Source organism: Xanthomonas prunicola (genome assembly GCF_025266575.1).
GTDB classification, from domain to species: domain Bacteria; phylum Pseudomonadota; class Gammaproteobacteria; order Xanthomonadales; family Xanthomonadaceae; genus Xanthomonas; species Xanthomonas prunicola.
Genome location: NZ_CP096142.1, coordinates 1,088,683 through 1,114,960, shown reverse-complemented (window position 1 = coordinate 1,114,960; position 26,278 = coordinate 1,088,683). Strand labels below are relative to the sequence as shown.

Here is a 26,278-nt window from a genome sequence, read left to right as displayed (position 1 = left end):
GGTGGCGCCTGGCCGCCAAAGCTCGCTGGAGGAAGCGCCAGATTCATCGGCGCGATATGCGCTGGCTACGCAGCATTGTTACCGCTGGCGTTGCAGGCGCTGTGAGAAGCGCGGCGGTCAGGCTGCCAGATTGTGGCGGCGGAGTCTGGCTTCGAACACCACATCGCCCTCTTCGTTGCGTGCCTGCAGTGTGCCACCGTGTGCCTTGACGAATTGGTCGGCAATGAACAACCCCAGCCCCAGGCCCTGACTGGCATGGAAGCTGGCCTTGAACGGTTCGAACAGACGCGGCATCAGGCTGTCGGGAATGTGGCCGGCGTTGCGCACCGACAGGCGCAGCGTGTCGTGCTCGCGTCCATCCAGATGCACCTGCACCGGATGGCGGCCGCCGTGCAGCACGGCATTGCCGACCAGATTGGACACCACCTGCGCCAGCCGGTCGCCGTCGCCATCGCCATCCAGGTCGCCTTCGGTACGCAGGTCGATGGTGGTGTGCGGATTGGCCTGCGCCACTTCGCCCACCACGCTGTGCGCCACCTCGCCGAGATTGCACGGGCCGAACTGCATCGGCAGTCCATCGGTGCGCAGGCGCGAAAAATCCAGCAGTTGCTCGACCATGCGCGACATGCGGTGCGCGCTGTTTTCCAGATGCTCCAGCGTGCGCGCAGCCGAGCTGCCGGCATCGACATCCAGTCCGAGTTTGTCCGCGCATAGCAGGATCACCGACAGCGGCGTGCGCAAGTCGTGGGTGAGTACCGCCATCATGGTTTCGTTGAGCGTGAGCGCGCGTTCCAGCGAGGCATTGCGCGCCTTGAGCAGCCGTCGCTGCTGGTACAACTCGATAAACACATTGACCTTGCTCAGGATCACGTGCGGCTCGATCGGCTTGTGCAGAAAATCCACCGCGCCGGTTTCGTAACCCTGGAAGGCACGCATCGGATCGTTCGGCGAGGCGGTCAAGAAAATGATCGGCACGTGCCGGGTGCGCTGCGAACCGCGCATCAGCTCCGCCAGCGAAAAGCCGTCCATTTCCGGCATGTGCACGTCCAGTAGCGCCAACGCCACGTCGTGTTCCAGCAGCAGTTCCAGCGCTTGCGCACCGGACGCGGCGCACAGCACGCGGGTGCCGTTGCGTTGCAGCAGCGCTTCCATCGCCACCAGATTCTGCGGCACATCGTCCACGATCAGGATCTTGGTTGATTCGGCATCGTTGCTGGTTGCAGCCGGGCCGGTCGCGGTGAGGTTCATGCGTGAAAGGCTTCCAGTCGGGTGCAGATGGCCTGCAAGGTGAGCACCGCATCGGCGCCGGCATGGGCGAGGGCGGAGGCGGGCATTAGCGACGCGGCAGCATCATCGGGGCGCTGGATCCAGGCGGTGCCGCCAACAGCACGCACTGCCGCTACACCGGCGCTGCCATCGCTACTGGCACCGGTGAGCAGAATTGCCAGCAGGCGGTCGCCGAACACGTCGGCAGCTGATTCGAACAAGGGGTCAATTGCGGGGCGCGAAAACAATACCGGTGCATCCATCGACAACGCCAGGCTGTCGCGGGTTTCCACCAGCAGGTGGTAGTCGGGCGGGGCGACAGTGACGGTGCCTGCCAGCAGCGGTTGTTTGTCTTCGGCCTCGCGCACCGGTAGCGCGCAGCGCGCATTCAGCAGCTCGGCGATGTGGCTGGGGCGGTCGCGCGGCAGATGCAGCACAACCAGTACCGGCATTGGTAAATCCGCTGCCAGGCCGGACAACAACGCCTGCAAAGCCATCACGCCACCCGCGGATGCGCCGATCACGATCGCGTCGAAATGCTGTGCGTCAGGCGTGCGGCTCATGCGGCCTTCCGATACAGCCGCTGTTCGCGTGCGCACGACTCGAACGCCTGCGCATGCGCGCCGAATTGCAGCGACTCCTTGCTGCCCAGCCCTAGAAACCCGCGATGTACCAGCGCATCGTAGAACAACCCTACCGCACGATCCTGGAGGCTGCGATTGAAATAGATCAACACATTGCGGCACGACACCAGGTGTACTTCGGAAAACACTGTGTCGGTGGCCAGGCTGTGATCGGCGAACACGATATTGCGCTTCAAGCGCCGGTCAAATACCGCACCGTTGTACGCGGTGGTGTAGTAGTCAGACAGCGATGTGCGACCACCGGCATCCAGATAATTACGGCTGAACTGCGCAATGCGATCGATTCCGTAGGCACCGGCTTCGGCCAGGCTCAACGCTTCGGGATTGATGTCGGTGGCATAGATCACCGACTTTTCCAGCAGCCCTTCTTCGTGCAGCAGGATGGCCAGCGACCAGACTTCTTCTCCGGTGCTGCAGCCTGCCACCCACAGTTTGATCGAGGGATAGGTACGCAACACCGGCACCGCATGCTCGCGCAGCATGCGGAAATACGCCGGGTCACGGAACATCTCCGAGACCTGCACGGTGAAGAACTGCATCGCCTGCGCAAAGGTGTCAGGCTCGTGAAGCAAACGGTGCTGCAGATCGGCCACGCGCGCGCAGTCAAAACGCGCCATTGCATGGCGCATGCGCCGCCTCAACGACGACACCGCGTAGTCGCGGAAGTCGTAGTGATAGCGCTGGTACACCGCTTCCAGCAGCATGCGCAGTTCCAGATCGAACAGCTCCACGGGGTTCATTGCCGCGAGCACCACACGCGGCACAGCGACACCAGCTTGTCCACATCGATGGGCTTGGCGATGTAGTCGTTGGCGCCGGCTTCCAGGCAACGTTCGCGGTCGTCGGCCATGGCCTTGGCGGTCAGCGCGATGATGGGCAGATCCTGCCATTGACGGTTTGCACGGATCTGCCGCATCGCAGTGATGCCATCCATCTCCGGCATCATGATGTCCATCAGCACCAGGTCCACCTCGTGTTTGGCAAGGTGTTCCAGTGCTTCGCGGCCATTGCGTGCGATCTGCAGCGTCACGCCCAGCGGTTCGAGTACGCTGGACAACGCGAAGATGTTGCGCACGTCGTCCTCAGCCAGCAGGACGGTGGCGCCGTCCAGTACCGCATCGCGGCGGCGCGCTTCGCGCAGCAGGCGCTGCTGATCGCTGGGCAACGACGCTTCCACGCTATGCAGGAACAGCGTTACTTCGTCGAGCAGGCGCTCCGGGGAGCGCACGCCCTTGATGATGATGCTCTTGGAATAGCGGCGCAGGCGTTGTTCTTCGTCGCGGGTGAGCGCACGCCCGGTGTAGACGATCACGGGAGGGAAGGCGACCGCATCGTTGCCGGCCATGCGTTCGAGCAAGTCGTAGCCGCTGCCGTCGGGCAAGGCCAGATCGGTGACCATGCAATCGAAGGTGGAGCCTGCAAGCTGCTCCATCGCCTCGGCGATGCTGCCGACCGCGACGATGTCCAACTGGTCGCGCGCCAACAGCAACTGCAAGTTCGCACGCAATGCGCTGTCGTCTTCGACGATCAACAGGCGGCGCACTGCACGCGCATTGGTTTCTTCCAGTTGGCGGATCGCACCGGCCAACAACTCACGCGTGGCCGGCTTGATGAGATAACCGACCGCGCCAAGCTCCAGTGCAATCTGGCTGCGCTCCAACGCGGACACGACGTGCACCGGAACGTGACGTGTGGCCGGGTCGCGCTTGAGGCGTTCGAGCACGCTCAGGCCAGAGGCATCCGGCAAGCCGATGTCGAGCAGGATGCCGCTGGGGCGTAGCTCTGCCGCCAGGCGCAGCGCTTCCTCTGCGTTGGGAGCCACCACGCAATCGAAATCCAGTTCGTGGGCCAGGTCCACCAGCGCCTGCGCGAAGCGAGTGTCGTCTTCCACCGCCAGAATCAGGCGGCCGGGACGGCTGCGTTGGTCGCGATCATCGTCGGCGCGCTGGATCGGTGCAGCGCTGGACGAAGCGATCGGCAGCGGAGCGATGTGGGCGGCGGCAAGAGCATGCGCGCCGGGTTGCGCGGCCGTTGACATGCCGCTGCGCAGGTGCATGGAGCCGCCCGCTGCCGAATGCGGTGCCGTGGCGGCATTCGCGGTCACATCAGCGGTGCTGATCACTTCCGCAGGTGCGCCATCGGTGGGCAATTCCAACGTAAAGCAACTGCCCCGGCCCGGCTCGCTGTCCACACGGATGCTGCCGCCCATGCGTTGCGCCAGGTCGCGCGAAATCGACAAACCCAGCCCGGTGCCGCCATAGCGGCGGCGCGTGCTGCCATCGGCCTGACGGAACGCTTCGAAGATCACTTCGGTCTGTTCGCGCGCAATGCCAATGCCGGTGTCGGTCACCGCAAAACGCACACGTCCCGGCGCATGCGCCTGGACCCACAGACTGACCTTGCCGTGTTCGGTGAACTTGATTGCGTTGGCCAGCAGGTTCTTGAGGATCTGCTGCAGGCGCTGGCTGTCGACCATCAGCTGCATCGGCGCATCGGCATCGGCTGCGATCTCCAATGTCAGGCCTTTCTGCCGCGCCAGCGGTTCGAAGGTTTCGCGCAGGCGCTGCAGCACCGAGCTGGTAGCGACGGTTTCGTTGGTCAGTTCCACGTGCCCCGCTTCAATCTTGGACAGGTCCAGGATGTCGTTGATCAGCGTTAGCAGGTCGTTGTTGGACGATAGGATGGCCTGCGCGTATTTCACTTGCTCGGCGCTGAGCGTGCCGTCCTTGTTGTCGGCCAATAGCTTGGCCAGGATCAACGCACTGTTGAGCGGGGTGCGCAACTCGTGCGACATGTTGGCCAGGAATTCTGACTTGTAGCGCGAGGCGGTGGACAACTCGTTGCTATTGCGCACCAGCTGATTTTGCGCGATCAGCAAGGCCTGCTTCTGCGCTTCCAGTGCCTGGGTGCGCTCCTCCAACTGTACGTTGGTCTGTTCCAATTCTGCCTGCTGCCCTTCCAGATCGCTTTGCGATTGCTGCAGGCTGCGGCTCTGTTCTTCCAGTTCCTCGTTGGCAACGCGCAGCTCTTCCTGCTGGGTCTGCAACTCTTCGCTCTGCCGCTGGGTTTCTTCCAGCAAGGCCACCAGTTGTGCGCGCAGCAGTGCGGTGCGCAGCGCCAGGCCGATATTTTCGCCGCAGCGTGCCAGCAGTTCTTCTTCGCGCGAGCCGGCGGTGCGTGGGTCAGTCACGCGCCCGAGCTCGATGATGCCGATCACCCGTCCATCGGCAGTGATTGGTGCCAGCAGCAGCTCCTGGCAGCCACTCTGGCCCAGCCCGGAGGCGATCTGCAAATGCCCCGCGTCCACACCACGCAGGCGCCGCGCCGTGCCACGTTGCAGTACTTCGCCCAGTTGGCCGGCAGTGGTTGGCAGCGTCTGCGGAAGATCGGGCGGCAGCGCCGCACCACCGGTGAGCCGCAGGCGCTCGCCTTCGATGCGATACAGCGCGCCGACCTGCGCATCCAGCGTCTCGCACAAGGCGCGCACCGCGGCGTCGGCCAACTCCTGCGGCGCTCGATCGCCGCGCAAACTGGCTTCGACCGTGTTCTCTGCCTGCTGCAGCCATAGCGCGAATTCGGCATGCCGGCGTGCGCGGATCGCCTGCATCACCACCAACGCCATCGCCAGAAACGATACGCCGCCGATGCTGCGGTTGACCGATGAAAAACTCGAGTTGGTGCTCGGTGGCGCAAGCTCAAAGCCGATCGCCAGCAAGACGCACGACAACGCGCCCACGACAAGCGGTACCTGCGGACGGTTCTGAAACACCGTCACGCCGACCGCTACGAAGTAGGTCAGCCACACCGCATAACCCAGTGGTGTGACCAACTCCATGCCCAGCGTGCTAGCCATCAAGGCCCCCGCGATGACCCAAATCCAGCGGTCGCGTGCGGTCGAGATGTTTTGCATAAGGCGCGCGGACCGAACTTAAGAGGGCGGTCATGTTAGCCGATAAATTTCACGCGCAAATCGGCGGAAATCTGACGCTTTTTGCTGCCGGGTTAGCTTGCACGCAGCCTTCACGCATCCATCACTATGGTCGCGCGCTTTCACCGGGGAAACATTGCGCGATGGATGCGGAAACGGCCGTCGACAGTGCAGGGCCGCTTTCTTACGAAAGCCGGCAGTGTCAGCTGTTGGTGCAGAGCGTGTCCGATTGCGCGATCTACATGCTCGATATCGCTGGCCATATCCGCAGCTGGAACCCAGGCGGCGAGCGTCTCAAGGGCTACAGCGCAAACGCAGTGATTGGTACGCATTTCTCGCGATTTTATCTGCCCGAAGATGCGCAACGTGATGAGCCTGGCCGCAATCTGGAGATCGCTAGGCGCGAAGGGCGCTTCGCCGCAGAAGGTTGGCGCCTGCGCGAGGACGGCAGCCGGTTCTGGGCCAGTGTGGTGATCGAACCGGTGCTGGAATTCGGCGTGTTGGTGGGGTTTGCCAAAGTGACCCGCGATCTCACCGAGCGGCATGAAGCGCAGCAGTTGCTGCAGCAGACGCAACAGGCGTTGTTGCAATGGCAAAAAGTCGAAGCGTTGGGTCGATTGACCCTAGGCATGGCGCACGATTTCAACAACCTGTTGACGGTGATGGTGACCAGTCTGGATTTGATCGCGCTACGCGCAGGCGAGGATGCACGCACCCGCATGCTGATCGAAGCGGCGCAAACCGCGGTAGATCGCGGCACCTTGTTGACGCGGCAACTGCTCGCCTTCGCGCGTGGCCAACGGCTGAATCCTGAGCGCCACGCCGTTCAAGACATCGTGACGCGTTCGCTGCAACTGTTGCGACGTGCCTGCCCGTCGGCTGTGGGCCTGTCGCTGCAGTTTGCCGAATCAGTGCCGGACGTGCGCGTAGACCCCGGCCAGCTGGAAGCGGCGTTGCTCAATCTGGTCTTCAATAGTTGCGATGCGATGCCTGCTGGCGGCGCCATCGCATTGATCACTTCTGCCGTTCAACGCACCGCGCCGTCAGACCCGCAAGGTGTGCAGCGCCGGTACGTCGCCGTTGCGGTGCGCGACGACGGTCCAGGTATGTCGGCGCACGTGGCGCAACGTGCTAGCGAGCCGTTTTTCACCACCAAAGATGTCGGCAAGGGCTCAGGCCTGGGGTTGAGCCAGGTCTATGGCTTTGCATCCCAGTCCGGTGGCTTCGTCGCGCTTGAGACCGCACCTGGACGCGGCACTACTGTCACTGTGTTTCTCCCGGCCGTTGAGGAGGCTGAGCATGACTGAATCCCTTCGCCTGCTGATGGTGGAAGACCAAGAAGAACTGCGCGAATTGATCGGCGAAGCGCTGCGCGATGCTGGCATCAGTGTCGACACGGCCGATGATGGCCACAGCGCGTTGCGCATGTTGCGCGGCAGCGGTCCGTACGATGTGGTGTTTAGTGATATCCGCATGCCCAACGGCATGTCGGGCATCGAATTGAGCGAGCAGGTGGCACAGCTGCTGCCGCAGGCGCGCGTCATTCTGGCTTCGGGCTTGGCCAAGGCGCAGTTGCCGCCGTTGCCCGCTCAGGTCGATTTCCTGCCCAAGCCGTATCGCCTGCGCCAGCTCATCGACATGCTCAAGCGCACTGCAGCCAACGCATAAACGTTGGCTGCGGTGCTTCATCACCGGCTCTGCTAATACACCTTGTCGATGGCGATTTCCACCGGTGCAGCCGGCGGATCGGCCATCAGCATGAAGGGCTGTTTGACCGCCTGCAGATCTAAATCGTAGGACGCACTGAACGGGATGCTCACCTCGTGCCAGGCGCCATCGCGCACCAGTCCGTACTGGTTGCCACCGGCCGCAAAATCCACCCAGCTGTCGCCAAAGCTGGTGTTGATGCCGATCTTGAATGTCGATGGCGTGGTGGTCTTGACCTGCAGTTTTAACGCAACGCCGGCATACGCTGCGAGATTGCGATAGTCGCTCTGGATGCCTAACCCAAACCACGCGCCGGCATTGGCGCGGTACGGCCATGACACTGCCGCCCTCGAACGGCGCCTGCGCAATCGGGATGAGGCGATTCCATAGATAGAGCTCGGCATCCTGGCCGAAGATCAGCCGCGCACTGGTATCGGTTTGTTCGGTAAACACGCCAAATCGCCCCGCAGGCACCGCATGTTGCGCGCCCACGTACAACTGCGACCCTGGGTTCTGATACAGGCGGATGTAACCGATCTCCATCTTGCCCGGTAGCGGCGCGGTGACTGCGGCCGGTGAGGTCACCCCGGTATAGGTGCCACCCACCGCCAGATTGAGCAGCAGATATTGCTGCTGATGGAATTCGTGCAACGAGGCGCCTTCGATATTGGAAATCGCAAATTCGAAATACTGCTGCCCGTCGATCGAGACGCGAATGAACTGCGGGTCCCAGGTCATGCGCAGCGCTTGGTTTAGAGTCAAAGCAATTGTTCGATCTGATTCCGTTTCGTGGTGTCCATTCCGGAATGAACCATCAATGGTATGACGCCGGTCGCTGGTGCGATCGGCAATGCCCGCAGCTGGTACTGCCTCCAATCGGCACGCTTGCGTACACCCGGCAAAGCCCGGAGATTGTCGAGGGCGCATGGAAGCGCTTGCAGCGTGCTCAGGACATCCGGGCGCGGTACTCGCAGACAATCCCGTGGGCCATGGATGCCTCATCCATCTGGCGGTCAGCAACGTTGCCGGCGTTGCTCAATGCCCCGCATGCACCGTCCACGCAACCAGGCGGACCACCAGCGGCCGCACCACCAGCACGCAGCAGAACGCAGTGGGCATTGCGATGCGGTAGGCGTCCAGGACGCGCCACCCGAACCCTGGCGCCAGGCCGGTGTTGGCGCCGGTAATCACGATGCACATCAGTAGCGCCATGATCGCGGCCATGTAAAACGCAAACACGAACGGAGTGGCGCGGACGCCGAGCTTCCAGCGTGGGCGCGCCAGTGCGGAGGAGGGTGGGGATGACGACATGCGGTGACCTCGCTTGCCGCGAATCAGCGGCGTGGTGCAACTCTAGGATGCGGGTCGCAGGCCGGGTAGATGGCGTAACCTTGCGGCTTACGTAAGAAGATCTTACGAATCGCCAGGGAATACTTGTTCATAAAATGAATATTCTTCAGTCGATTCGCAGTTTTGTCAGTACCGTCAATGCGGGAAGCATTGCCGGTGGCGCCAAGTTGCTGGGCGTCAGCGCCGCTGCGGTCAGCCAGAACATTGCGCGGCTGGAGCACCACCTGGGCGTGCGCCTGCTGCACCGGACCACCCGCAGTCTGGCGCTGACCGAGCGCGGCGCGCTGTACTTCGAACAGGTGAGGCAGCTGGAGCGCGACCTGGAGCGTGCACGGCAGCTGGTGGCCGGCCCGCAGCATGCGCCGGCGGGGCGATTGCGCGTGGCCAGCACCGCTGCATTCGCGCGTCACGTGCTCGCACCGATGCTGCCTGCGCTGCGGCAGCGTTACCCGCAGCTGGAGATCGAGCTGCTATGCACCGACCGTGCCGTGCAGCATGCGCAGGAAAGCGTGGATGTCAGTCTGCGGATCGAGGCGCAACTCGAAGATGGCCTGGTGGCACGTTGCATCGCCCAGGTGCCAATGGTGATCTGCGCTGCGCCCGATTATCTGGCGCAGCGCGGGATGCCGCAAGGCGCGGACGACTTGAAGTATCACGATTGCCTGTTGCTGCGTTACCCGGTCGACGGACGCTGCCTGCCGTGGAATTTCATGCGCAATGGCGTGCGTTTCCAGCCGGAATTGGGCAAGGCGATGGTGAGCGACGATATCGATGCGCTCGCCACCATGGCCGCTGCCGGTGCCGGCATCGCGCGCCTGGCCGCCTATGTCGTGCAGCCCTACCTGCAGCGCGGCGAGCTGCAGCCGCTGTTTGTCTCCGATCCGGGCAGCACCACGCAGGCCTTGCCGGAGCCGCTGCGGATCTACCTCTGTGTGGCCGACCGCCGCGACTTCACTCCGAAGGTGCGTGCCTTCATGGCGCATCTACTCGAACGCCTGCCGCCAGAGTGGCGGCTCGCAGAGCCGGACGCGCTGCCGACATCGGCCCCCGTATCCGTCGAGGTTGGCCAACCAGACATGGCCAGCGACGGCCAGGCGGGCGTGGATGGCGCGCTCACGTCGTGGGCGCGCGTTACATGATGATGTCGAGCACCGGCCTGGCCTGCGTGGTGGTTGCGCAGTCGGTTTGTTATCTGCTCCCAGGGCGACACGCCTGCGATGGCGGGCTCATTGCAGCTTGAGCATCACCACCGAGTGCGCAGGCAGCGCGACCGTCAACACCGTCGCTTGCAGACGGGCACCGTTGAACGTCTTCGGCTCGACGACGCGTGGTTGCGCAAAGGTGTTGTGTGCAGTGATCGCCGGCGCGGTCAAAATCTGCCCATCGACACGGCGTGCAGACAGCCCTTGCACGTCCACGCTGACGGAGGCGGGCATGCTTGCATCCAGGTTGGTCAGCGCAACATACACATTCCCGTCCTTCGCCTTGACCGCCGAGCCGTGCACTGCGGGCACATGCGTGTCGCCATGACGGTACTCCGGTGTTTGCAATTGCAGCGGCAGGTGGGTGGCGTCCTGGTAGGGCTTGTACAGCGCAAACACGTGATAGGTCGGCGTCAGCACCATCTTGTCGCCATCGGTGAGGATCATCGCCTGCAGCACGTTGACCATCTGTGCGATGTTGGCCATGCGCACGCGCTCGGCATGCTGGCTGAAGATGTCCAGGTTGAGGGAGGCCACCAGCGCGTCGCGCAGGCTGTTCTGCTGCTGCAGGAAGCCAGGATTGGTGCCGGGCAACGGCGCGTACCACGCGCCCCATTCGTCAACGACCAAGGCCACTTTCTTGGCTGGGTCGTATTTGTCCATGATCGCGCTGTGCTTGGTGATCAACTCGTCCATCACCAGCGTGCGCGACAGCGTCTGGATCCATGCGGCTTCGTCGAACGTTGTCGAAGAGGCACGCGGCGGCCAGCCCCCGGGAATGGTGTAGTAATGCATGCTCAGCCCATCCATGAACTTGGTGGCTTCGCGCATCATCACCTCGGTCCAGTGGTAGTCGTCATCGCTCGGGCCAGGAGCGATCTTGAGGATCTTCTGGGTGGCTGGCGACTTGACGAACGTCTGGTAGCGACGGAACACATCGGCCGCGTACTCCGCGCGCATATTGCCGCCGCAGCCCCACAACTCGTTGCCCACGCCGAAATAGGGGACCTGCCAGGGCGCGTCGCGGCCATTGGCGCGGCGCTCGTTGGCCAGACTCGAGCGTGTCGGCGCGGTCATGTATTCGGTCCACTGCGCGATCTCTTCCGGCGCAGCATCGCCCACGTTGCCAGCGATATAGGCCTGGGTGCCGAGCAATTCGGTGAAATCCATAAACTCGTGCGTGCCAAAACGATTGGACTCTTCCACGCCGCCCCAATGCGTGTTGACCCTGATCGGGCGCCTGGCCGGCGTGCCCACGCCATCGCGCCAATGGTATTCATCGGCAAAGCAGCCGCCGGGCCAGCGGATGTTGGGCACGGCGATGGCTTTCAATGCGGCGACCACGTCGTTGCGATAGCCGCGCGTGTTGGCAATCGGCGACTCCTCGCCCACCCACACGCCGCCATAGATGCCGGTGCCCAGATGCTCGGCGAATTGGCCGAACAGTTGTCGCGACACCTGCGCGCCGGGCTGATCCACGCGCAAGGTGCCGCTGACTTTGACGTCGGCAGCGAAGGCGGCTGGCGCGCTGGCAAGTGACGCGGCGACGAAAACGGCGTTCAACAGCTGCCTGCGCGATGTCCGCAACGCGAGGGAAATCCACTGCATCGGGTCGGTGCTCCTGTGCTGGTCGGTAGTCGGGCGGGTGCTGCTGTGAGGGACAGCGCGCTGTCAGCGTAGTGCGGGTGATGGCACTTTGTATTGCTGCAGCGCGACCATTGCAGGCGAACGCGGCAGTCGCTGGGCCAGGATGTGCGCAGCAGCATGGCCGGCAGCCGCGTCGTGCGGCTATGCTCGCGAGCTTCCCTCATCGGCAGGACGATCCATGCAGCGAGTGTTCGGGCAGTTGCCAGACGGTGTCGAGATTCACGCGCTCACGCTATGCAGCGGGGCCGGTCTCGAGGCGGAAGTGCTCACCTACGGCGGCATCCTGCATGCGCTGCAGTTGACCACCGCACAGGGAGTGGTGCCGTTGCTGCTGAACTTGCCGGATCTGCCTGCCTACGCCGCCGATGGCGACAGTCTCAACATCCTGGTGGGCCGCTTCGGCAACCGCATCGCCGGGGCGCGTTATACGCTGGACGGCGTCACCCACGTGCTGGCGGCCAATGAAGGGCGCAACCAGTTGCATGGCGGGCTGCGCGGTTTCGGGCGACGCGTATGGAGCGTGCTGGAGCAGGCGCCCGATTGCGTCGTGCTGGGCTACGACTCACCCGATGGCGAAGAGGGCTACCCCGGCAATCTGCAAGTGCGGGCGAGCCTGCAGCTTCAGGGGCTGAGCCTGCAGCTGGACTTCGAAGCGCACTGCGATGCCACGACTGTGTTGAACCTTACCCATCATCCATATTTCAATCTGTCCGGCGACCCGCAGCTGCGTGCCGCAGCGCAAGTGCTGCGTGTGCCGGCCGATCGTTACCTGCCGGTGGATGCCGAATCGATTCCCACTGGCGAGATCGCGTCGGTGGCCGGTACGCCATTCGATTTCCGCCAGCCTGCTACGCTCGCCGACAACACAGATCTGGCCCATCCACAGGTCGTTCTCGGCAAGGGTTACGATCAGTGCCTGGTGCTGGCCGCCGATGCGGACTGCGTTGCCGAGCTGTATTCGCCGCACAGCGGCGTGGCGCTACGCATCCGCAGCGATGCCCCCGCGGTGCAGTTGTATGAAGGCCAACATCTAGACGCACATCATCCGGGACTGGGGCGTGGCGTATGCCTGGAGCCGCAGGACTATCCGGACGCGCCCAATCACGGCAACTTCCCTTCGACGATCCTGCGGCCTGGCGAAACCTACCGCCGCCGCATCAGCTACCACTTCGCCAGTGCGGGGCAGGACCAGCCCTGGGACGCCGTGCGTGCCGCGCTGGATGCGTGAGAGATTCTTTAGAACAAGGAGCTGGCTGGGTTGCGTCGTGCGGGCACGCGCAACCCGATTCCGCTGATTGCGTTGTGAGCTATAAAGTGACGAGCTCTCCGGTCGCCCTCTGCCTTGGGGTGCCAGCGGCCTTGGGTGCCCCTAGCGGCCCGTAGAAGATCGAGTCATGGGCGCGCGCCTGCGCGCGGCACTATCACGTCAGCCAGGATGCGCCGAATGCGGGGGTTGCATCCGGCCAACGTCGACTTCGACATCAGCGACGCCGCTCTGTTCACGCCACGCTTAGCGCGGCCCCAGCACCAGCTCGATGACGAACTTGCTGCCGAAGAACGACAGCACCAGCAGCGCCATTGCGGTGAGCGTCCAATGCACCGCCTTGCTGCCGCGCCAGCCGTTGCGCCAGCGGCCGATCAGCAGCGCCCCGAACACGATCCACGACAGGATGCTGAGCACGGTTTTCTGCAGCAGCCGCTGTGCCAGGAAATCCTGCACGAACAACAGGCCGGTCAGCAGGGTCAGGCTCAACAGCACAAAGCCCACCGTGATCGTGCGGAATAGCAGCGTTTCCAGCTCGGTCAACGGCGGCAGTGCGCGTAGCCAGGTGTGGAAATCGCGCCGGCGCAGCGCGCGTTCCTGCAGCCACAGCATGATCGCCAGCAGCGCTGCGATGCCCAGCGTGGCGTAGGCCAGCAAGGCCAGCCACGCGTGCAATTCGAGCCGCCAGCCCAGGTCCGAGCTGGGCTCGTGGCCGTAGGCGTGATAGCAGGCCAGCAGAATCGCCGACAGCGGAAACACCACCACGCCCACCGCCGCCATCCGCCCGCGGCCACCAAACACCGCCGTCAGCGCAGCCATGCCCAGCCCGCATAATGACAGCGCCGCGAAGAAATGCATGTCGGGCCCGCCAGCGGTACGCACGGCCACCAGCACGTGGTAACCGGCGTGCAGCGCCACCGCGGCCAACGCGGGCGCCAGCCAGCGCGCAGGCGCCTGATTGCCATCGCGCAACACCGCCTGGGTGAGCAGTGCCGTGGCCAGCAGATACAGGGCGAACGCGATGAGAACGATTGTCATCGTAGAAGTTTCGCATATTGGTGGGGCAGGGATTCGGGATTCCAGAATTGGCATTCGGAAAGCGGAAGCCGTGGGTCGCGCGAGAGCTGAGGCGGGCCTGGCAGCGGAGCGACCGTGGAGTTGGGTGTGACCTAGCCCCGATTGGGCTAGCGGCTGCTCAGCCAGACCGGCTTGGACGTGTTGACCAGGCCGGGTAGGGCAGGTCGGCGCCGGCGGCGGCTCGCCGGGGCAGGCCGTCAGCCGGTGCCGCTATAATCGACGCCCGTTTCCCCTCACGCGGTCCCTTGCGCATGTTCGAGTCCCTTACCCAACGTCTCTCCGGCACCATGGAGCGCCTGCGCGGCCGCGGCCGCCTGACCGAGGAGAACATCCGCGAAGCCACCCGTGAAGTGCGCATCGCGTTGCTCGAAGCCGACGTGGCGCTGCCGGTGGTGCAGGCGCTGATCGAGCGCATCAAGGTGCGCGCGGTCGGTCAGGAAGTGCTCAAGTCGCTGACCCCGGGCCAGGCGCTGATCAAGATCGTGCGCGACGAGCTCACCGCCGTCATGGGCGCAGCCGCTGCCGACCTCAACCTCAACGTGCCGGCGCCGGCGATCATCCTGATGGCTGGTTTGCAGGGTGCGGGCAAGACCACCACGGTCGGCAAGCTCGCCAAGCACCTGAAGGAAAAGCGCAAGAAGAAGGTCATGGTGGTCTCGGCCGACGTCTATCGCCCGGCCGCGATCGAGCAGCTCAAGACCCTGGCCGAACAGGTCGGCGTGCTGTTCTTCCCCTCCGACGCCGCGCAGAAGCCGGTCGACATCGTGCGCGCCGCCATCAGCGATGCGCGCAAGTCCTTCGCCGACGTGCTGCTGGTCGATACCGCCGGCCGCCTGGCCATCGATGCGGCGATGATGGAGGAGATCAAGGCGCTGCACGCCGCGATCAGCCCCACCGAAACCCTGTTCGTGGTCGACGCGATGACCGGCCAGGACGCGGCCAACACCGCCAAGGCCTTCGGTGAGGCGCTGCCGCTGACCGGCGTGGTGCTCACCAAGACCGACGGCGACGCGCGCGGCGGTGCCGCGCTGAGCGTGCGCTACATCACCGGCAAACCGATCAAGTTCGTCGGTACCGGCGAAAAGACCGACGGCCTGGACGTGTTCCACCCCGACCGTGTGGCCAGCCGCATCCTGGACATGGGCGACGTGCTGTCGCTGGTGGAGCAGGTCGAGCACAGCGTCGACCAGGAAAAGGCCGCCAAGCTCGCCGCCAAGGTCGCCAAGGGCAAGAAGTTCGACCTCAACGACATGAAGGAACAGCTCGAGCAGATGCAGAACATGGGCGGCATCCATGGGCTGATGGACAAGCTGCCGGGCATGGGCCAGATTCCGGACAACGTCAAGCAGCAGGTCACCGGCAAGGAAGTGCCGCGCATGATCGCGATCATCAATTCGATGACCAAGAAAGAGCGTCGCAACCCGGCCCTGCTCAACGGCTCGCGCCGCGCCCGCATCGCCCGTGGCTCGGGCATGTTGCCGGCCGACGTCAACAAGCTGATGAAGCAGTACCAGCAGATGGAAAAGATGATGGGCAAACTGGCCGGCGGCGGCATGAAGGGCCTGATGCGCAACATGAAGGGCATGATGGGCGCCATGGGCGGCCGCGGCGGTATGCCGTTCCGGTGAGTCTGAGGGGCTGCGCATGTGCGCCGGATGCATCGCGTTGATGCGCGGCGCACTTGCGTGATGCGTGCCTGGGCGTTGCGACCACGCCAAGACGCATCAGTTGGACTATGCGGTGGTCGATTGAAAATCGCCATGCCAGCCGTTGAAGCGAAGACCTTCCGAGATAGGTGCCAGGCTGCGCGCCACTGGCCAGATCTTGCCGCAGCCCTGCGGTTTTCGACACGTGGCGCGCGGCTCGCCTTCGAGATGGACAGATGACAGAAAGCCGGATGTATCCCGCACAGGACGACGCTGCGATGTTGGCGGCGTATGCCGATGCACGCACGACGTTCAAGTATTTCTGGCGCGAACTGTCTTGGGAATATCGTCGGATCGTGCCGGCTTTGTCCCTGGCAGCGATCAAATTACCGTTTGCCACCGACGCATCGGCGGTTGGTGCGCCTTCGCACGAGCACATGTGGGTATCGGACGTGCAGTTCGACGGCGACCAGTTGTCCGGCAGCCTGCTCAATGACCCGGCATGGATCTCGGGGCTGGCCGCCGGCGAGGCTGTGTCTGCGCCGATCGGCGAACTGGAAGACTGGATGTACGTCATCGATGGACTGGCTTATGGCGGCCATACCATCGACGCGATGCGTCGCACGATGCCGCAGGACGAACGCGCCGAACACGATGCTGCATGGGGCCTGGATTTCGGTGGTCCGGGTGCAGTGCGCCTGGTGCGTGCGCGCGTACAGGAGCGCGAAGGCGGCTTGTTGGGCAAGCTGTTCGGCAGCAAGCCGGCTCGGCCCACTGCAGCGGAGCAGGATCCGTCCGAGTGCGAGCATCCGATGAGCGAGAACATGGGCGCCAAGTTCGACGAGGGTCTGCGCGACCAGCCCGACATGGTGCATTTCCGCGACGATGCCGGTTGGACGCTCCTGCAGCGCGACGCCCTGGCCGGAAATTACCAGCCGGTCTCACTGCTGCTCAAGCACGGCGCGGATGCGTCGCTGCGTACACCCTTGGGAAAAACCGCGCTGGATCTGGCGCGGCAGATGCAGTGGCCCAGGATCGTGCAACTGCTCGAAGGCCATCGCTGAGGTCGTCATGACACACTCGCTCCGGTTGGATGGCCCGTACGCACGCGTCGCCCGCTTCTGCGAGCGCTTCGGTTTGCGCATCCCGCTCCTGCTCAGCCCCATGGCCGGCGCCTGCCCGGTGCCGCTGTCGGCCGCTGTCGCCAATGCCGGCGGTATGGGCGCGATGGGTGCGGTGTTGTCGCAGCCGCAGGACATCGTGGCGTGGATGGCGGCATTTCGTGAGGCCAGCGCAGGACCTGCGCAAGTCAATTTGTGGATTCCCGACCCCGCGCCTGCGCGTGATGCGGCTGCCGAAGCGCGCCTGCGTGCGTTTCTTGCGCAGTGGGGGCCGCAGGTGCCGGAGGCTGCAGGCGATGCAGCGCCTGCCGATTTCGATGCGCAATTCGATGCCTTGCTCACTGCGCGCCCAGCGGTTGCGTCCTCGATCATGGGCGTATTTCGGCCCGATCAGGTGGCACGCCTAAAAAGTGCTGGCATCGCCTGGTTCGCCTGCGCCACTACCTTGGAGGAAGCGCTGGCGGCGCAGGTGGCAGGCGCCGATGCGGTGGTCGCGCAAGGTGCCGAAGCCGGTGGTCATCGCGGTGCGTTCGATACCGGCCGCGCGGCGCTACAGATGACCGGGCTATTCGCGCTGTTGCCGCGTCTGGCCGATCATCTAGACATCCCGGTCATCGCTGCCGGCGGCATTGCCGACGCACGCGGTATTGCCGCGGCGCTGACGCTGGGCGCAAGTGCAGTGCAGATCGGCACCGGCCTGTTGCGTACGCCCGAAGCGGCGCTGCCAAGCGCCTGGGCCGATGCGCTGGCGGCCGCCGAGCCGGAACATACCCAGCCAACCCGCGCGTTTTCCGGGCGCCTGGGGCGGGCATTGCTCACGCCCTACGTGCGAGCCGCCGCTGCACCGGATGCGCCGCCGCCTGCGCCGTATCCGGTGCAGCGCGGGTTGACCGCAGCGATGCGCCAGGCAGCGGCGCGCGACAACCGTCTGGCAGCGATGCAGGCCTGGGCGGGCCAATCCGCATGGATGGCGCCAGCCCAGCCGGCCGACGAACTGGTTGCGCAGTGGTGGAGGCAGGCGCAGGTGCTGCTATGTCGCTGATCTTCTGCAATGGCGCTCCGGCGAGCGCGCAGCAGCTCGGCGCTGCTGCGCTGATCAACTACGGCCACTTCACCACGCTGCAGGTGCGCGACGGCGCCACGCTGGGGCTTGAGCTGCATCTGCAGCGCCTGCAGGAAGGCAGTCGCGCGCTGTTCGGCCAGGAGCTGGAAGCAGACCAGCTGCGGGCGCAGATGCGCGCTGCGCTGCTCGCATCGGCCATGGCCGATGCCAGTCTGCGCGTCACCGTGTCCGCGCCCGACTACGATTTCCGCAACCCGTTGCGCGAGGTCGCACTGGATGTGCTGGTCGCCATCTCGCCGCCGGCCGACATGCCCGCGACCGGGTTGCGCGTGCAGGTGACCGATTACATGCGCGAGCGGCCGGAGCTCAAGCATGTCGGCACGTTCCCGCTCCTGCATCTGCGCCGGTTGGCCATGCAGGCCGACCACGACGATGTGGTGCTGCAGGACCGGCAGGGCAGGGTGCTGGAGGGCGCATTCTGGAATCTGGGCCTGTGGGAGCGCGGCGGGCTGGTCTGGCCGCAGGGGCCGGCACTGCTGGGGACCCGGCAGCAGTTGCTGCAGTCCGGGCTGAAGACGCTGGGTATCGCCCAGGTCAGCCGCCCGGTGGGGCTGGGCGAACTGGAGCGTTTCGACGGCGCATTCGCCTGCAATGCGCGTGGACAGCAGGCCATCGTGGCGCTGGGGCCTGCGCGCTGGGGGCCGCATGCCGCCCAGTTGCCGCTGCTGGAGAGGGCCCTGCAAACCCATGTCTGGCAAGCGATCTGAGTGATCCGGTGTGCTGGCATCGGGTGGCTTGGCTTCGCCGCCGGAGCCCGTTATAATCGCCGGCTTACCGCGCCACTCTGGCGACTGGGCAACTCAGGAAAACGACACCATGGTCAAGATTCGACTGACCCGCGGCGGCGCCAAGAAGCGTCCGTTCTACCACATCATCGTGACCGACGTGCGCAGCGCGCGCGACGGCCGCAACATCGAGCGTCTGGGTTACTACAACCCGGTTGCGCAGGGCGCAGAACCGCGCATTGTGCTGGACATCGCCCGCGTTGACCATTGGGTCGGCAACGGTGCGCAGCTGACCGACAAGGTGCGCAACCTGTATCGCGAAGCCAAGTCCCAGGCCGTCGCGGCCTGATCTTGAGGGCCGGGTGTCGCCACCCGGCCCAGAGTCGACGCAGATGAAGCAGACCGAGCGCCGCATCCTGTTAGGCAGGGTTGTCGGCGCTTTTGGTGTCAAGGGCGAGCTGAAGCTCGAATCCTGGACCGAGCCGCGTAGTGCGATCTTCCGGTACCAACCGTGGATCGTGCGCGCGCCGTCGGGACAGGAGTCTTTGATCAGCGGCGTGCGTGGGCGTGACCAGGGCAAGAATCTGATTGCGGTGTTCCCCGACGTCACCGACCGTGACACGGTTGAAGCCATGCACGGGACTGAAATCTACGTCGCGCGCAGTGCGCTGCCGCCACCCAAGCCAGATGAGTATTACTGGGTGGATCTTGAAGAGTTGCAGGTGGAGACCGTCGAGGGCGTCAAGCTCGGCACGGTGTCGCACCTGTTCTCCACTGGGTCCAATGACGTGGTGGTCGTGCGTGGCGATCGCGAGCGCATGATTCCGTTTGTGTTTCCGGATTTCGTCAAATCCGTGGACTTCGAGGCCAATCTGATCGTGGTCGACTGGGATCCGGATTTCTGATCAAAGCGGCGCTTCGGCTCTGCGCTTGCTCTACCCATTCCCCAATCCCGATCCCCGATTCTCCAGTGCGCATCGACGTCATTAGCTTGTTCCCCGAGTTCATCGCGCAATGCGCGGCGTTCGGCGTGGTCGGGCGCGCGCAGGAGCGTGGCTTGCTGGAATTGCAGGGCTGGAATCCGCGTGAGCATGCGCAGGGCAACTACCGCCGCGTGGACGACCGTCCATTCGGTGGCGGGCCCGGCATGGTGATGCTGATCGAGCCATTGCGGGCCTGCCTGGATGCGGTGCAAGCCGCAGATGCGCGGCCGGCACCGGTGATCTACCTCAGTCCGCAGGGGCGCCCGCTCACACAGGAGCTTGCGCGCGAGCTGGCCCAGTTGCCACGCATGGTGCTGCTGTGCGGGCGCTACGAGGGGGTGGACGAGCGCTTCCTGGCGCAGGCGGTGGATATGGAAATCTCCATCGGCGACTACGTGTTGTCCGGAGGCGAGTTGGCCGCTGCGGTGGTGGTGGATGTGGTGACGCGCTTGCAGGACGGGGTGTTGAACGACGCCGAATCTGCCGCGCAGGACAGTTTCGAAGGGCCGCATGGTCTGCTGGATTGCCCGCACTACAGCCATCCGTCTACCCATGCCTGGGGCGATGTGCCGGACGTGCTGCGTTCGGGCAACCATGCCGCCATCGCGCGCTGGCGCCGGCAGCAGTCGCTGGGCCGGACCTGGTTGCGTCGCCCGGATCTGCTGGACGAGGCCGGGTTGGACAAGAACGATCGCCGTCTGCTGGACGAGTTTCGCCGCGAACTCGCCCCGGGCGACGAGAAATAAGGGCTCACCGCTAGCTCTTGCAAGATTGATTGGGGTACAATATGCGGCTTGCTGGCCAGCCTTGCGTCTGGCCCTCTTACGAACCTCGAGCAATCGCCGTGCGGCGACTGCCGGTCCAATATCACCAGACACGCGGTGCCCATCATGAGCAAACTCAACAAGACCATCCTGGCTGACTTCGAAGCCGCCCAGATTCAGCGCAAGCTGCCGGAATTCAACCAGGGCGACACCGTTGTGGTGAACGTCAAGGTGAAGGAAGGCAACCGCGAGCGCGTGCAGGCCTATGAGGGCGTCGTGATCGGGACCAAGAATGCCGGCCTGAACTCCGCTTTTACCGTGCGCAAGATCTCGCACGGCTTCGGCGTCGAGCGCGTGTTCCAGACCCACAGCGCCATCATCGACTCGGTCGAAGTGAAGCGCCGCGGTAAGGTGCGCGCCGGTAAGCTGTACTACCTGCGTGGTCTGGAAGGCAAGGCTGCCCGCATCAAGGAAGATCTGGCCGCTGCCGCACAGGCCAAGGCCGCTCGCCAGGCTGCTGCCAAGGCTGAGTAAGTCACAATGGCGGGGTTGCCCCGCCATTGCCAAACAGCCGCCTTCGGGCGGCTGTTTGCGTGTGTGGGAATGCATGTCCCAGCGGTTCTGACGTGGGGTCGTGGCAATCGCGACTGGCGTTGACGGAGTCTGTGAAGCGAGCGCGGTCGGTGTTGTCCGCAGGGCGCTTGGTTTTGCGACGATTCCCGGCACTCGATGCGCGCCAAGTCGACGCTCGCTTGCTATGTAGTTGTTGCCGGTCTGGTTGGATCAACGTCAGAAGACCGTTGTGGATTGCAGGTATTCGTCGCGCCGATACGCAAGACCTCGCTAGCGTCTTTCAGATCCGCACCACGCGCAGATCCTCACGACGAGTTCGCGCTTGGATGGACGCGTCCTCAGCTGCTGACGTTGGATTGCTCGTGGTGCTCTGGCGTAGGGAGTGCAGCTCCCGGAATCCATTCGCACGCCTGCAGCAACCGCGACTAAGGCTGCGGCGCCCGCGGTAGCGGTTGCTGTGCGCCTGGCACGCCGGTGAGCGGGGCCGGGTCGGCGACCGGTGATGCCGGATGCGCTGGTACTTCGGCCGCCGCTGCCAGTTCGGACAGGTGGGTGGGCGTGGCCAGCATGCGTGCCTGGCGCCAGCCGCCCCAGCGGTAATACCCCAGCGACAGCAGCATCGAGCAGGTCGAGCTGATCGGAAAGCTCCACCACACCGCGTCGGCGCCCAGATGCGGCAGCAGGACGTTGGCCAGCGGCACGCGCACGCCCCACAGCGAAAACGCCAGAATCAACAACGGCGGAATCACCGCGCCGGTGGCGCGCACCACACCCGAGACCACGAAGCTGACACCGAACAGCAGGAACGACCAGATCGCGATGTGGTTGAGGTGTCGCGCGATCTCCAGCGTGGCGCTGCCTTCGGGCAGAAACAGGGCCAGGGTCCAGCGATCGAACAAGATCAGCAGCACGATCAGCAGGCCCGTCATCAAGAAGTTGGCGGCGATGCCGGTACGCGCGACGGCATCCACGCGCGGCCACTGACCGGCGCCGACGTTCTGGGCGGCCATCGTCGAACAGGCGGCACCCACCGCCATTGCCGGCATTTGCACGTAGTTCCACAGCTGCAGCCCAGCGCCGAACGCAGCAGCGGTTTCGGTACCGAAGCTGTTGACCAGCGACAGCATGGCGATCATCGACAGCGAGATCATCACCATCTGTAAGCCCATCGGTACGCCTTTGACGATCAGAGCGCGCAAGATGGTGGTGTCGATGAGAAACAGGCGCAGGTCGTTCCGGCCCAGCCACAAGACATGGCGTTTTTTGCGCAGATAAATCAGCAGCCCGGCGAGTGCGACGACTTGCGCGATCAACGTGGCCCAGGCTGCACCGGCAATGCCTAATGCCGGAAACGGGCCGATGCCGAACAACAGCAACGGGTTGAACACGATATCCAACAGTACCGACAGCAACAAGAAACGAAATGGCGTACGCGCATCGCCGGTGCCGCGCAATGCAGCCGACAGGAAGGCAAACAGGTACAGCGTCGGCATCGCCAGGAAAATCACGCGCAGATAGTCTTCCGCCAGCGTTTGCGACGCAGCCGGCGTGCCCATCGCGGTGAGCAGGTGCGGTGCCAGATACCAGCCGAACACCGCGATCACGGCCGACAATCCGCCGAAGAAGCTCGCACTGGTGCCCATGACCTTGCGCGCCTGGGCGATGTCGCGCGCGCCCATTGCCTGGCCGATCAGGATGGTCGAGGCCATGCCGATGCCGAACACCGAGCCAATCAGGAAGAACATGATGCTGTTGGCATTGGCCGCCGCGGTCAGCGCTTCTTCGCCCAGATAGCGGCCGATCCAGATCGCGTTGACCGAGCCGTTGAGCGACTGGGCGATGTTGCCGGCCATGATCGGCAGTGCGAACAACAGCAGGTTCTTGCCGATCGGGCCTTCGGTCAGGACAGCGGATTTGGGCATCGCAGTCGTATCATGGCGCAGAAGGTGCGCACACTAGCATTGCGCGGGTGAGCCCGGATGCACGGTGCATGCGGCTGCAATGCAACAGGACCGGCGCCCGGATCCACTGGCCTGGCTGTTGTGGCTGAAGGTAGCCAGCGCAGTGTCGCCGCGCCTCTTCGAGGATGCTTCTGGTTCTAGCCGCTTGAGTTCCGCAGCCACTGCCCAAACATCGGTTTTGGCGCAAACCATCGTCGCCGACCACGCCGGCCGCCACGCCGGCGCTCCGAAAGATCGCAGTGCTTGCGTGCATCCCACGATGTGCCGCGCGAGCCAACGCACGACACGAGACCGCGAGACGCATGAATCTGGAGCAGGAACAGACGACAACGGTCAGGCTGGATGTCTGGCTGTGGGCGGCGCGCTTTTTCAAGACACGCAGCCTGGCCAAGAACGCAGTGGAGACGGGTAAGGTGGATGTCGCCGGGCAGCGTCCCAAGCCATCGCGCACGCTGCGCAGCGGCGAGCAGTTGCGTATCGACCGCGGTGGCGAAATCTTCGAGATCACCGTTGCCGCGCTCAGTGATGTACGCGGCCCGGCGCCGGTCGCACAGGCGCTGTATGTTGAAAGCGATGGCTCGCGCGAAGCCCGCGCGCAATGGCGCCTACAGCGCGCAGCCGAGCGCACTGGCTATCGTGCGCCCGAGGGCAAGCCGGACAAGCGCGCGCGCCGGCTGATCACTGCACTGGGCGATATCGACGCGTTGTAGCGCGCAGCTGCGGTTAGCAAACCTTGCAAACGCAAACGCCCCGATCACCCGGGGCGTTCGTGTTGCGGTGCTCACTCACATGCGTTGTGCAGCGGCATGTGAGTGAAGGTGCTTATGCCAGATCGAAACGATCCAGCTGCATCACCTTGGTCCAGGCGGCAACGAAGTCGTGCACGAACTTCTCCTGTGCGTCGGCGCTGGCGTAGACCTCGGCTACCGCACGCAGGATGGAGTTGGAGCCGAACACCAGATCCACACGCGTGCCGGTCCAGCGACGTTCGCCCGTGCTGCGATCGCGACCTTCGTACAGATCCTTCGCCTCCGACGTGGGCTTCCACTCGGTGCGCATGTCGAGCAGGTTGGCGAAGAAGTCGTTGCTCAACACACCGGGGCGGGTGGTGAACACGCCGTTCTTCGAATCGCCGACATTGGCGCCCAGCACGCGCAAGCCGCCGACCAGCACGGTCAACTCCGGTGCGGTGAGGGTGAGCAGCTGCGCCTTGTCGATCAACAGGGCCTCGGCTGGCACTGCGTAGCGGCGCTTGGCGAAATTGCGGAAGCCATCGGCCACCGGCTCGAGCACGGCGAAGGATTCCACATCGGTCTGGTCCTGCGACGCATCGGTGCGGCCGGGTGCGAACGGTACGGTGACGCTGTGCCCGGCGGCCTGCGCTGCGTGCTCGACGGCCGCATTACCGGCCAGCACGATCAGGTCGGCCAGCGAGATCTTCTTTCCGTCCGATTGCGCGGCGTTGAAGTCGGCCTGGATGCGCTCCAGCCTGCCGAGCACCTTGGCGAGTTGCTCGGGCTGATTGGCCTGCCAGTCCCTCTGCGGGGCCAGGCGGATGCGTGCGCCGTTGGCGCCGCCGCGCTTGTCCGAGCCGCGGAACGTGGAGGCCGACGCCCACGCAGTAGACACCAACTGCGCCACGCTGAGGCCGGACGCCACGATGGTCTGCTTGAGCGCGGCTGCATCCTGCGCGTCGACCAATGCGTGATCGACCGCCGGCAACGGGTCTTGCCATACCAACTCTTCCGCAGGCACGTCTGCGCCCAGGTAGCGCGAACGCGGGCCCATGTCGCGGTGGGTGAGCTTGAACCAGGCGCGTGCGAATGCATCGGCGAACTGCTCGGGATGCTGATGAAAACGACGCGAGATGGCTTCATACGCGGGGTCCAAGCGCAGTGCCAGATCGGTGGTCAGCATCGTCGGGCGATGCTTTTTGGACGCATCGTGCGCGTCGGGAATGATGGCGTCGGCGTTCTTGGCGACCCACTGGTACCCGCCGGCCGGGCTCTTGCTCAGTTCCCACTCGAAACCGAACAGGTGGTCGAAGTAGTCGTTGCTCCACTGCGCCGGCGTGGTGGTCCAGGTGACTTCCAGACCGCTGGTAATCGTGTCGCCGCCCTTGCCGCTGCCGAAGCTGTTGTGCCAGCCGAAGCCCTGCGCTTCCAGGTCCGCGGCCTCAGGTTCGCGCCCCACATCGTCGGCCGGGCCGGCGCCGTGGGTCTTGCCGAAGGTGTGGCCGCCGGCGATCAGCGCCACGGTTTCTTCATCGTTCATGGCCATGCGCGCGAAGGTGTCGCGGATGTCGCACGCCGAGGCGATCGGGTCGGGCTTGCCGTCCGGGCCTTCCGGATTGACGTAGATCAGGCCCATCTGCACCGCGGCCAGCGGGTTCTCCAGGTCGCGGCTGTGCGGTACTTCGCTGTCGTCGTCCATGTCGATCACGCCGTGGCCATCGGTGTCGACGCCCGGCGAACCGCGCGAATAGCGCTCGTCGCCACCCAGCCACTTGGTTTCGCGACCCCAGTACAGATCCTGATCCGGCTCCCAGGTATCTTCGCGGCCTCCAGCAAAACCGAAGGTCTTGAAGCCCATCGATTCCAGCGCGACGTTGCCGGTGAGAATCATCAGGTCGGCCCAGGAAATGGCCTGGCCATACTTCTGCTTGATCGGCCACAGCAAGCGGCGCGCCTTGTCCAAATTGACGTTGTCAGGCCAGCTGTTGAGCGGTGCGAAGCGCTGCTGCCCACGTCCGCCGCCGCCACGTCCATCGCCGATGCGATACGTGCCGGCGCTATGCCAGGCCATGCGCACGAACAACGGGCCGTAATGGCCGAAGTCGGCCGGCCACCATTGCTGGGAATCGGTCATCAACGCATGCAGATCCTGCTTGAGCGCCTGCAGATCGAGGCGCTTGAACGCTTCGGCATAGTCGAACGACGGGCCCAGCGGATTGGACTTGCTCGAATGCTGGTTGAGCAGATCCACGCGCAGCTGCTTGGGCCACCAATCGCGATTGGTGGTTCCGGTGCCGACGACGGCGTGGTTGAACGGGCACTTTGCTTCGGTGGTCATGGCTGTACCTGTGTGCGGTGGCACTTGGGGAAGCAGCGCGCCCATGCGGCCGGCGCGTGCGAGACGAACAGAGACGTGAAAGAGAGGATTGCGATGCGCAGCGATCTGATTCCTGTTGCGGTGCGCAGCGGTGCGAGGTGGCGGAAGGACGGCGATCCGGGCGAGCAGGCTAGCCGGCTCTACTGCATCAACGCAGGCACGATAAGCCGTCCTTTCGATTAGAGG

Annotated in this window: 22 protein-coding genes and 1 pseudogene; 13 read left to right on the top strand and 10 right to left on the bottom strand. The window is 64.4% G+C overall.

Going from position 1 to position 26,278, the window contains the following annotated elements:
* Window positions 1-117 precede the first annotated feature (117 nt).
* The 4 genes from M0D43_RS04705 to M0D43_RS04690 are packed head-to-tail and all read right to left on the bottom strand — an operon-like array spanning window position 118 to window position 5,820.
* Window positions 118-1,248, bottom strand: coding sequence for a hybrid sensor histidine kinase/response regulator (locus M0D43_RS04705; RefSeq protein ID WP_252163739.1), 1,131 nt, complete (start codon window positions 1,246-1,248; stop codon window positions 118-120).
* A complete protein-coding gene (locus M0D43_RS04700; protein ID WP_252163738.1) occupies window positions 1,245-1,829 on the bottom strand; it encodes a chemotaxis protein CheB in 585 nt (194 codons plus the stop codon). The genes M0D43_RS04705 and M0D43_RS04700 overlap by 4 nt, the downstream gene beginning before the upstream one ends.
* The gene (locus M0D43_RS04695; RefSeq protein WP_252163737.1) at window positions 1,826-2,674 is read right to left on the bottom strand and encodes a CheR family methyltransferase; all 849 of its coding nucleotides are present in this window, start codon (window positions 2,672-2,674) and stop codon (window positions 1,826-1,828) included. The genes M0D43_RS04700 and M0D43_RS04695 overlap by 4 nt, the downstream gene beginning before the upstream one ends.
* Complete coding sequence (locus tag M0D43_RS04690) at window positions 2,647-5,820, bottom strand: response regulator (protein ID WP_252163736.1); 3,174 nt, start codon at window positions 5,818-5,820, stop codon at window positions 2,647-2,649. The genes M0D43_RS04695 and M0D43_RS04690 overlap by 28 nt, the downstream gene beginning before the upstream one ends.
* Window positions 5,821-5,981: 161 nt before the next feature.
* Here M0D43_RS04690 and M0D43_RS04685 point away from each other — a divergent pair, with 161 nt between their 5' ends.
* Entirely contained in the window at window positions 5,982-7,145 is a 1,164-nt protein-coding gene (locus tag M0D43_RS04685; protein WP_252163735.1) for a two-component system sensor histidine kinase NtrB, read from the top strand.
* The gene (locus M0D43_RS04680) at window positions 7,138-7,506 is read left to right on the top strand and encodes a response regulator (RefSeq protein ID WP_252163734.1); all 369 of its coding nucleotides are present in this window, start codon (window positions 7,138-7,140) and stop codon (window positions 7,504-7,506) included. The genes M0D43_RS04685 and M0D43_RS04680 overlap by 8 nt, the downstream gene beginning before the upstream one ends.
* Before the next feature lie 32 nt (window positions 7,507-7,538).
* Here the strand turns inward: M0D43_RS04680 and M0D43_RS22130 are convergent.
* Together M0D43_RS22130 and M0D43_RS04670 are read right to left on the bottom strand one after the other, a co-directional pair.
* A pseudogene (locus tag M0D43_RS22130) lies at window positions 7,539-8,286 on the bottom strand (glycoside hydrolase family 16 protein); the annotation flags it as partial.
* A gap of 294 nt (window positions 8,287-8,580) precedes the next feature.
* Complete coding sequence (locus M0D43_RS04670; protein ID WP_252163732.1) at window positions 8,581-8,856, bottom strand: DUF2798 domain-containing protein; 276 nt, start codon at window positions 8,854-8,856, stop codon at window positions 8,581-8,583.
* A 134-nt stretch (window positions 8,857-8,990) separates the two neighbouring features.
* On the opposite strand from M0D43_RS04670, the gene M0D43_RS04665 reads away from it, so the two are divergent.
* On the top strand, window positions 8,991-10,034 hold the full coding sequence (locus tag M0D43_RS04665) for a LysR family transcriptional regulator (RefSeq protein WP_252163731.1): 1,044 nt from the start codon (window positions 8,991-8,993) through the stop codon (window positions 10,032-10,034).
* An 87-nt stretch (window positions 10,035-10,121) separates the two neighbouring features.
* Here M0D43_RS04665 and M0D43_RS04660 read toward each other — a convergent pair whose 3' ends face one another.
* Window positions 10,122-11,705, bottom strand: coding sequence for an alpha-N-arabinofuranosidase (locus M0D43_RS04660; RefSeq protein ID WP_252163730.1), 1,584 nt, complete (start codon window positions 11,703-11,705; stop codon window positions 10,122-10,124).
* Window positions 11,706-11,922: 217 nt separating this feature from the next.
* On the opposite strand from M0D43_RS04660, the gene M0D43_RS04655 reads away from it, so the two are divergent.
* A complete protein-coding gene (locus M0D43_RS04655; RefSeq protein ID WP_252163729.1) occupies window positions 11,923-12,972 on the top strand; it encodes an aldose epimerase family protein in 1,050 nt (349 codons plus the stop codon).
* Between the two features lie 282 nt (window positions 12,973-13,254).
* Here M0D43_RS04655 and M0D43_RS04650 read toward each other — a convergent pair whose 3' ends face one another.
* The gene (locus tag M0D43_RS04650) at window positions 13,255-14,046 is read right to left on the bottom strand and encodes a cytochrome C assembly family protein (RefSeq protein WP_252163728.1); all 792 of its coding nucleotides are present in this window, start codon (window positions 14,044-14,046) and stop codon (window positions 13,255-13,257) included.
* A gap of 290 nt (window positions 14,047-14,336) precedes the next feature.
* Here M0D43_RS04650 and ffh point away from each other — a divergent pair, with 290 nt between their 5' ends.
* From ffh to rplS, 8 genes are all read left to right on the top strand, one after another.
* Window positions 14,337-15,713, top strand: a complete 1,377-nt coding sequence (gene ffh / locus M0D43_RS04645) for a signal recognition particle protein (RefSeq protein ID WP_101363422.1) — start codon at window positions 14,337-14,339, stop codon at window positions 15,711-15,713.
* A 254-nt stretch (window positions 15,714-15,967) separates the two neighbouring features.
* A complete protein-coding gene (locus M0D43_RS04640) occupies window positions 15,968-16,795 on the top strand; it encodes a DUF2314 domain-containing protein (protein WP_252163727.1) in 828 nt (275 codons plus the stop codon).
* 7 nt (window positions 16,796-16,802) lie between these two features.
* The gene (locus tag M0D43_RS04635; protein WP_252163726.1) at window positions 16,803-17,894 is read left to right on the top strand and encodes an NAD(P)H-dependent flavin oxidoreductase; all 1,092 of its coding nucleotides are present in this window, start codon (window positions 16,803-16,805) and stop codon (window positions 17,892-17,894) included.
* Window positions 17,885-18,682 (top strand): aminotransferase class IV family protein, encoded by a 798-nt coding sequence (locus M0D43_RS04630; protein WP_252163725.1) that lies wholly within the window; start codon window positions 17,885-17,887, stop codon window positions 18,680-18,682. Before M0D43_RS04635 ends, M0D43_RS04630 begins: the two co-directional genes overlap by 10 nt.
* A gap of 109 nt (window positions 18,683-18,791) precedes the next feature.
* Window positions 18,792-19,049 carry a 30S ribosomal protein S16 gene (gene rpsP, locus M0D43_RS04625; RefSeq protein WP_101363418.1) on the top strand — a complete coding sequence of 86 codons (258 nt, stop codon included), beginning with the start codon at window positions 18,792-18,794 and terminating at the stop codon, window positions 19,047-19,049.
* A gap of 43 nt (window positions 19,050-19,092) precedes the next feature.
* The gene (gene rimM, locus M0D43_RS04620) at window positions 19,093-19,605 is read left to right on the top strand and encodes a ribosome maturation factor RimM (RefSeq protein ID WP_252163724.1); all 513 of its coding nucleotides are present in this window, start codon (window positions 19,093-19,095) and stop codon (window positions 19,603-19,605) included.
* A 65-nt stretch (window positions 19,606-19,670) separates the two neighbouring features.
* Window positions 19,671-20,429, top strand: coding sequence for a tRNA (guanosine(37)-N1)-methyltransferase TrmD (gene trmD, locus M0D43_RS04615; protein WP_252163723.1), 759 nt, complete (start codon window positions 19,671-19,673; stop codon window positions 20,427-20,429).
* Between the two features lie 144 nt (window positions 20,430-20,573).
* Entirely contained in the window at window positions 20,574-20,981 is a 408-nt protein-coding gene (rplS, locus tag M0D43_RS04610) for a 50S ribosomal protein L19 (RefSeq protein WP_005989873.1), read from the top strand.
* 464 nt (window positions 20,982-21,445) lie between these two features.
* On the opposite strand, the gene M0D43_RS04605 is transcribed toward rplS, so the two are convergent.
* On the bottom strand, window positions 21,446-22,942 hold the full coding sequence (locus M0D43_RS04605) for an MATE family efflux transporter (RefSeq protein WP_252163722.1): 1,497 nt from the start codon (window positions 22,940-22,942) through the stop codon (window positions 21,446-21,448).
* 341 nt (window positions 22,943-23,283) lie between these two features.
* Between M0D43_RS04605 and M0D43_RS04600 the strand changes: the two genes are divergently transcribed.
* Window positions 23,284-23,691: an Hsp15 family ribosome-associated heat shock protein gene (locus M0D43_RS04600; protein ID WP_101363414.1), complete on the top strand. Its 408-nt coding sequence runs from the start codon at window positions 23,284-23,286 to the stop codon at window positions 23,689-23,691.
* A gap of 112 nt (window positions 23,692-23,803) precedes the next feature.
* Here M0D43_RS04600 and katG read toward each other — a convergent pair whose 3' ends face one another.
* Entirely contained in the window at window positions 23,804-26,053 is a 2,250-nt protein-coding gene (gene katG / locus M0D43_RS04595) for a catalase/peroxidase HPI (RefSeq protein WP_252163721.1), read from the bottom strand.
* Window positions 26,054-26,278 lie beyond the last annotated feature (225 nt).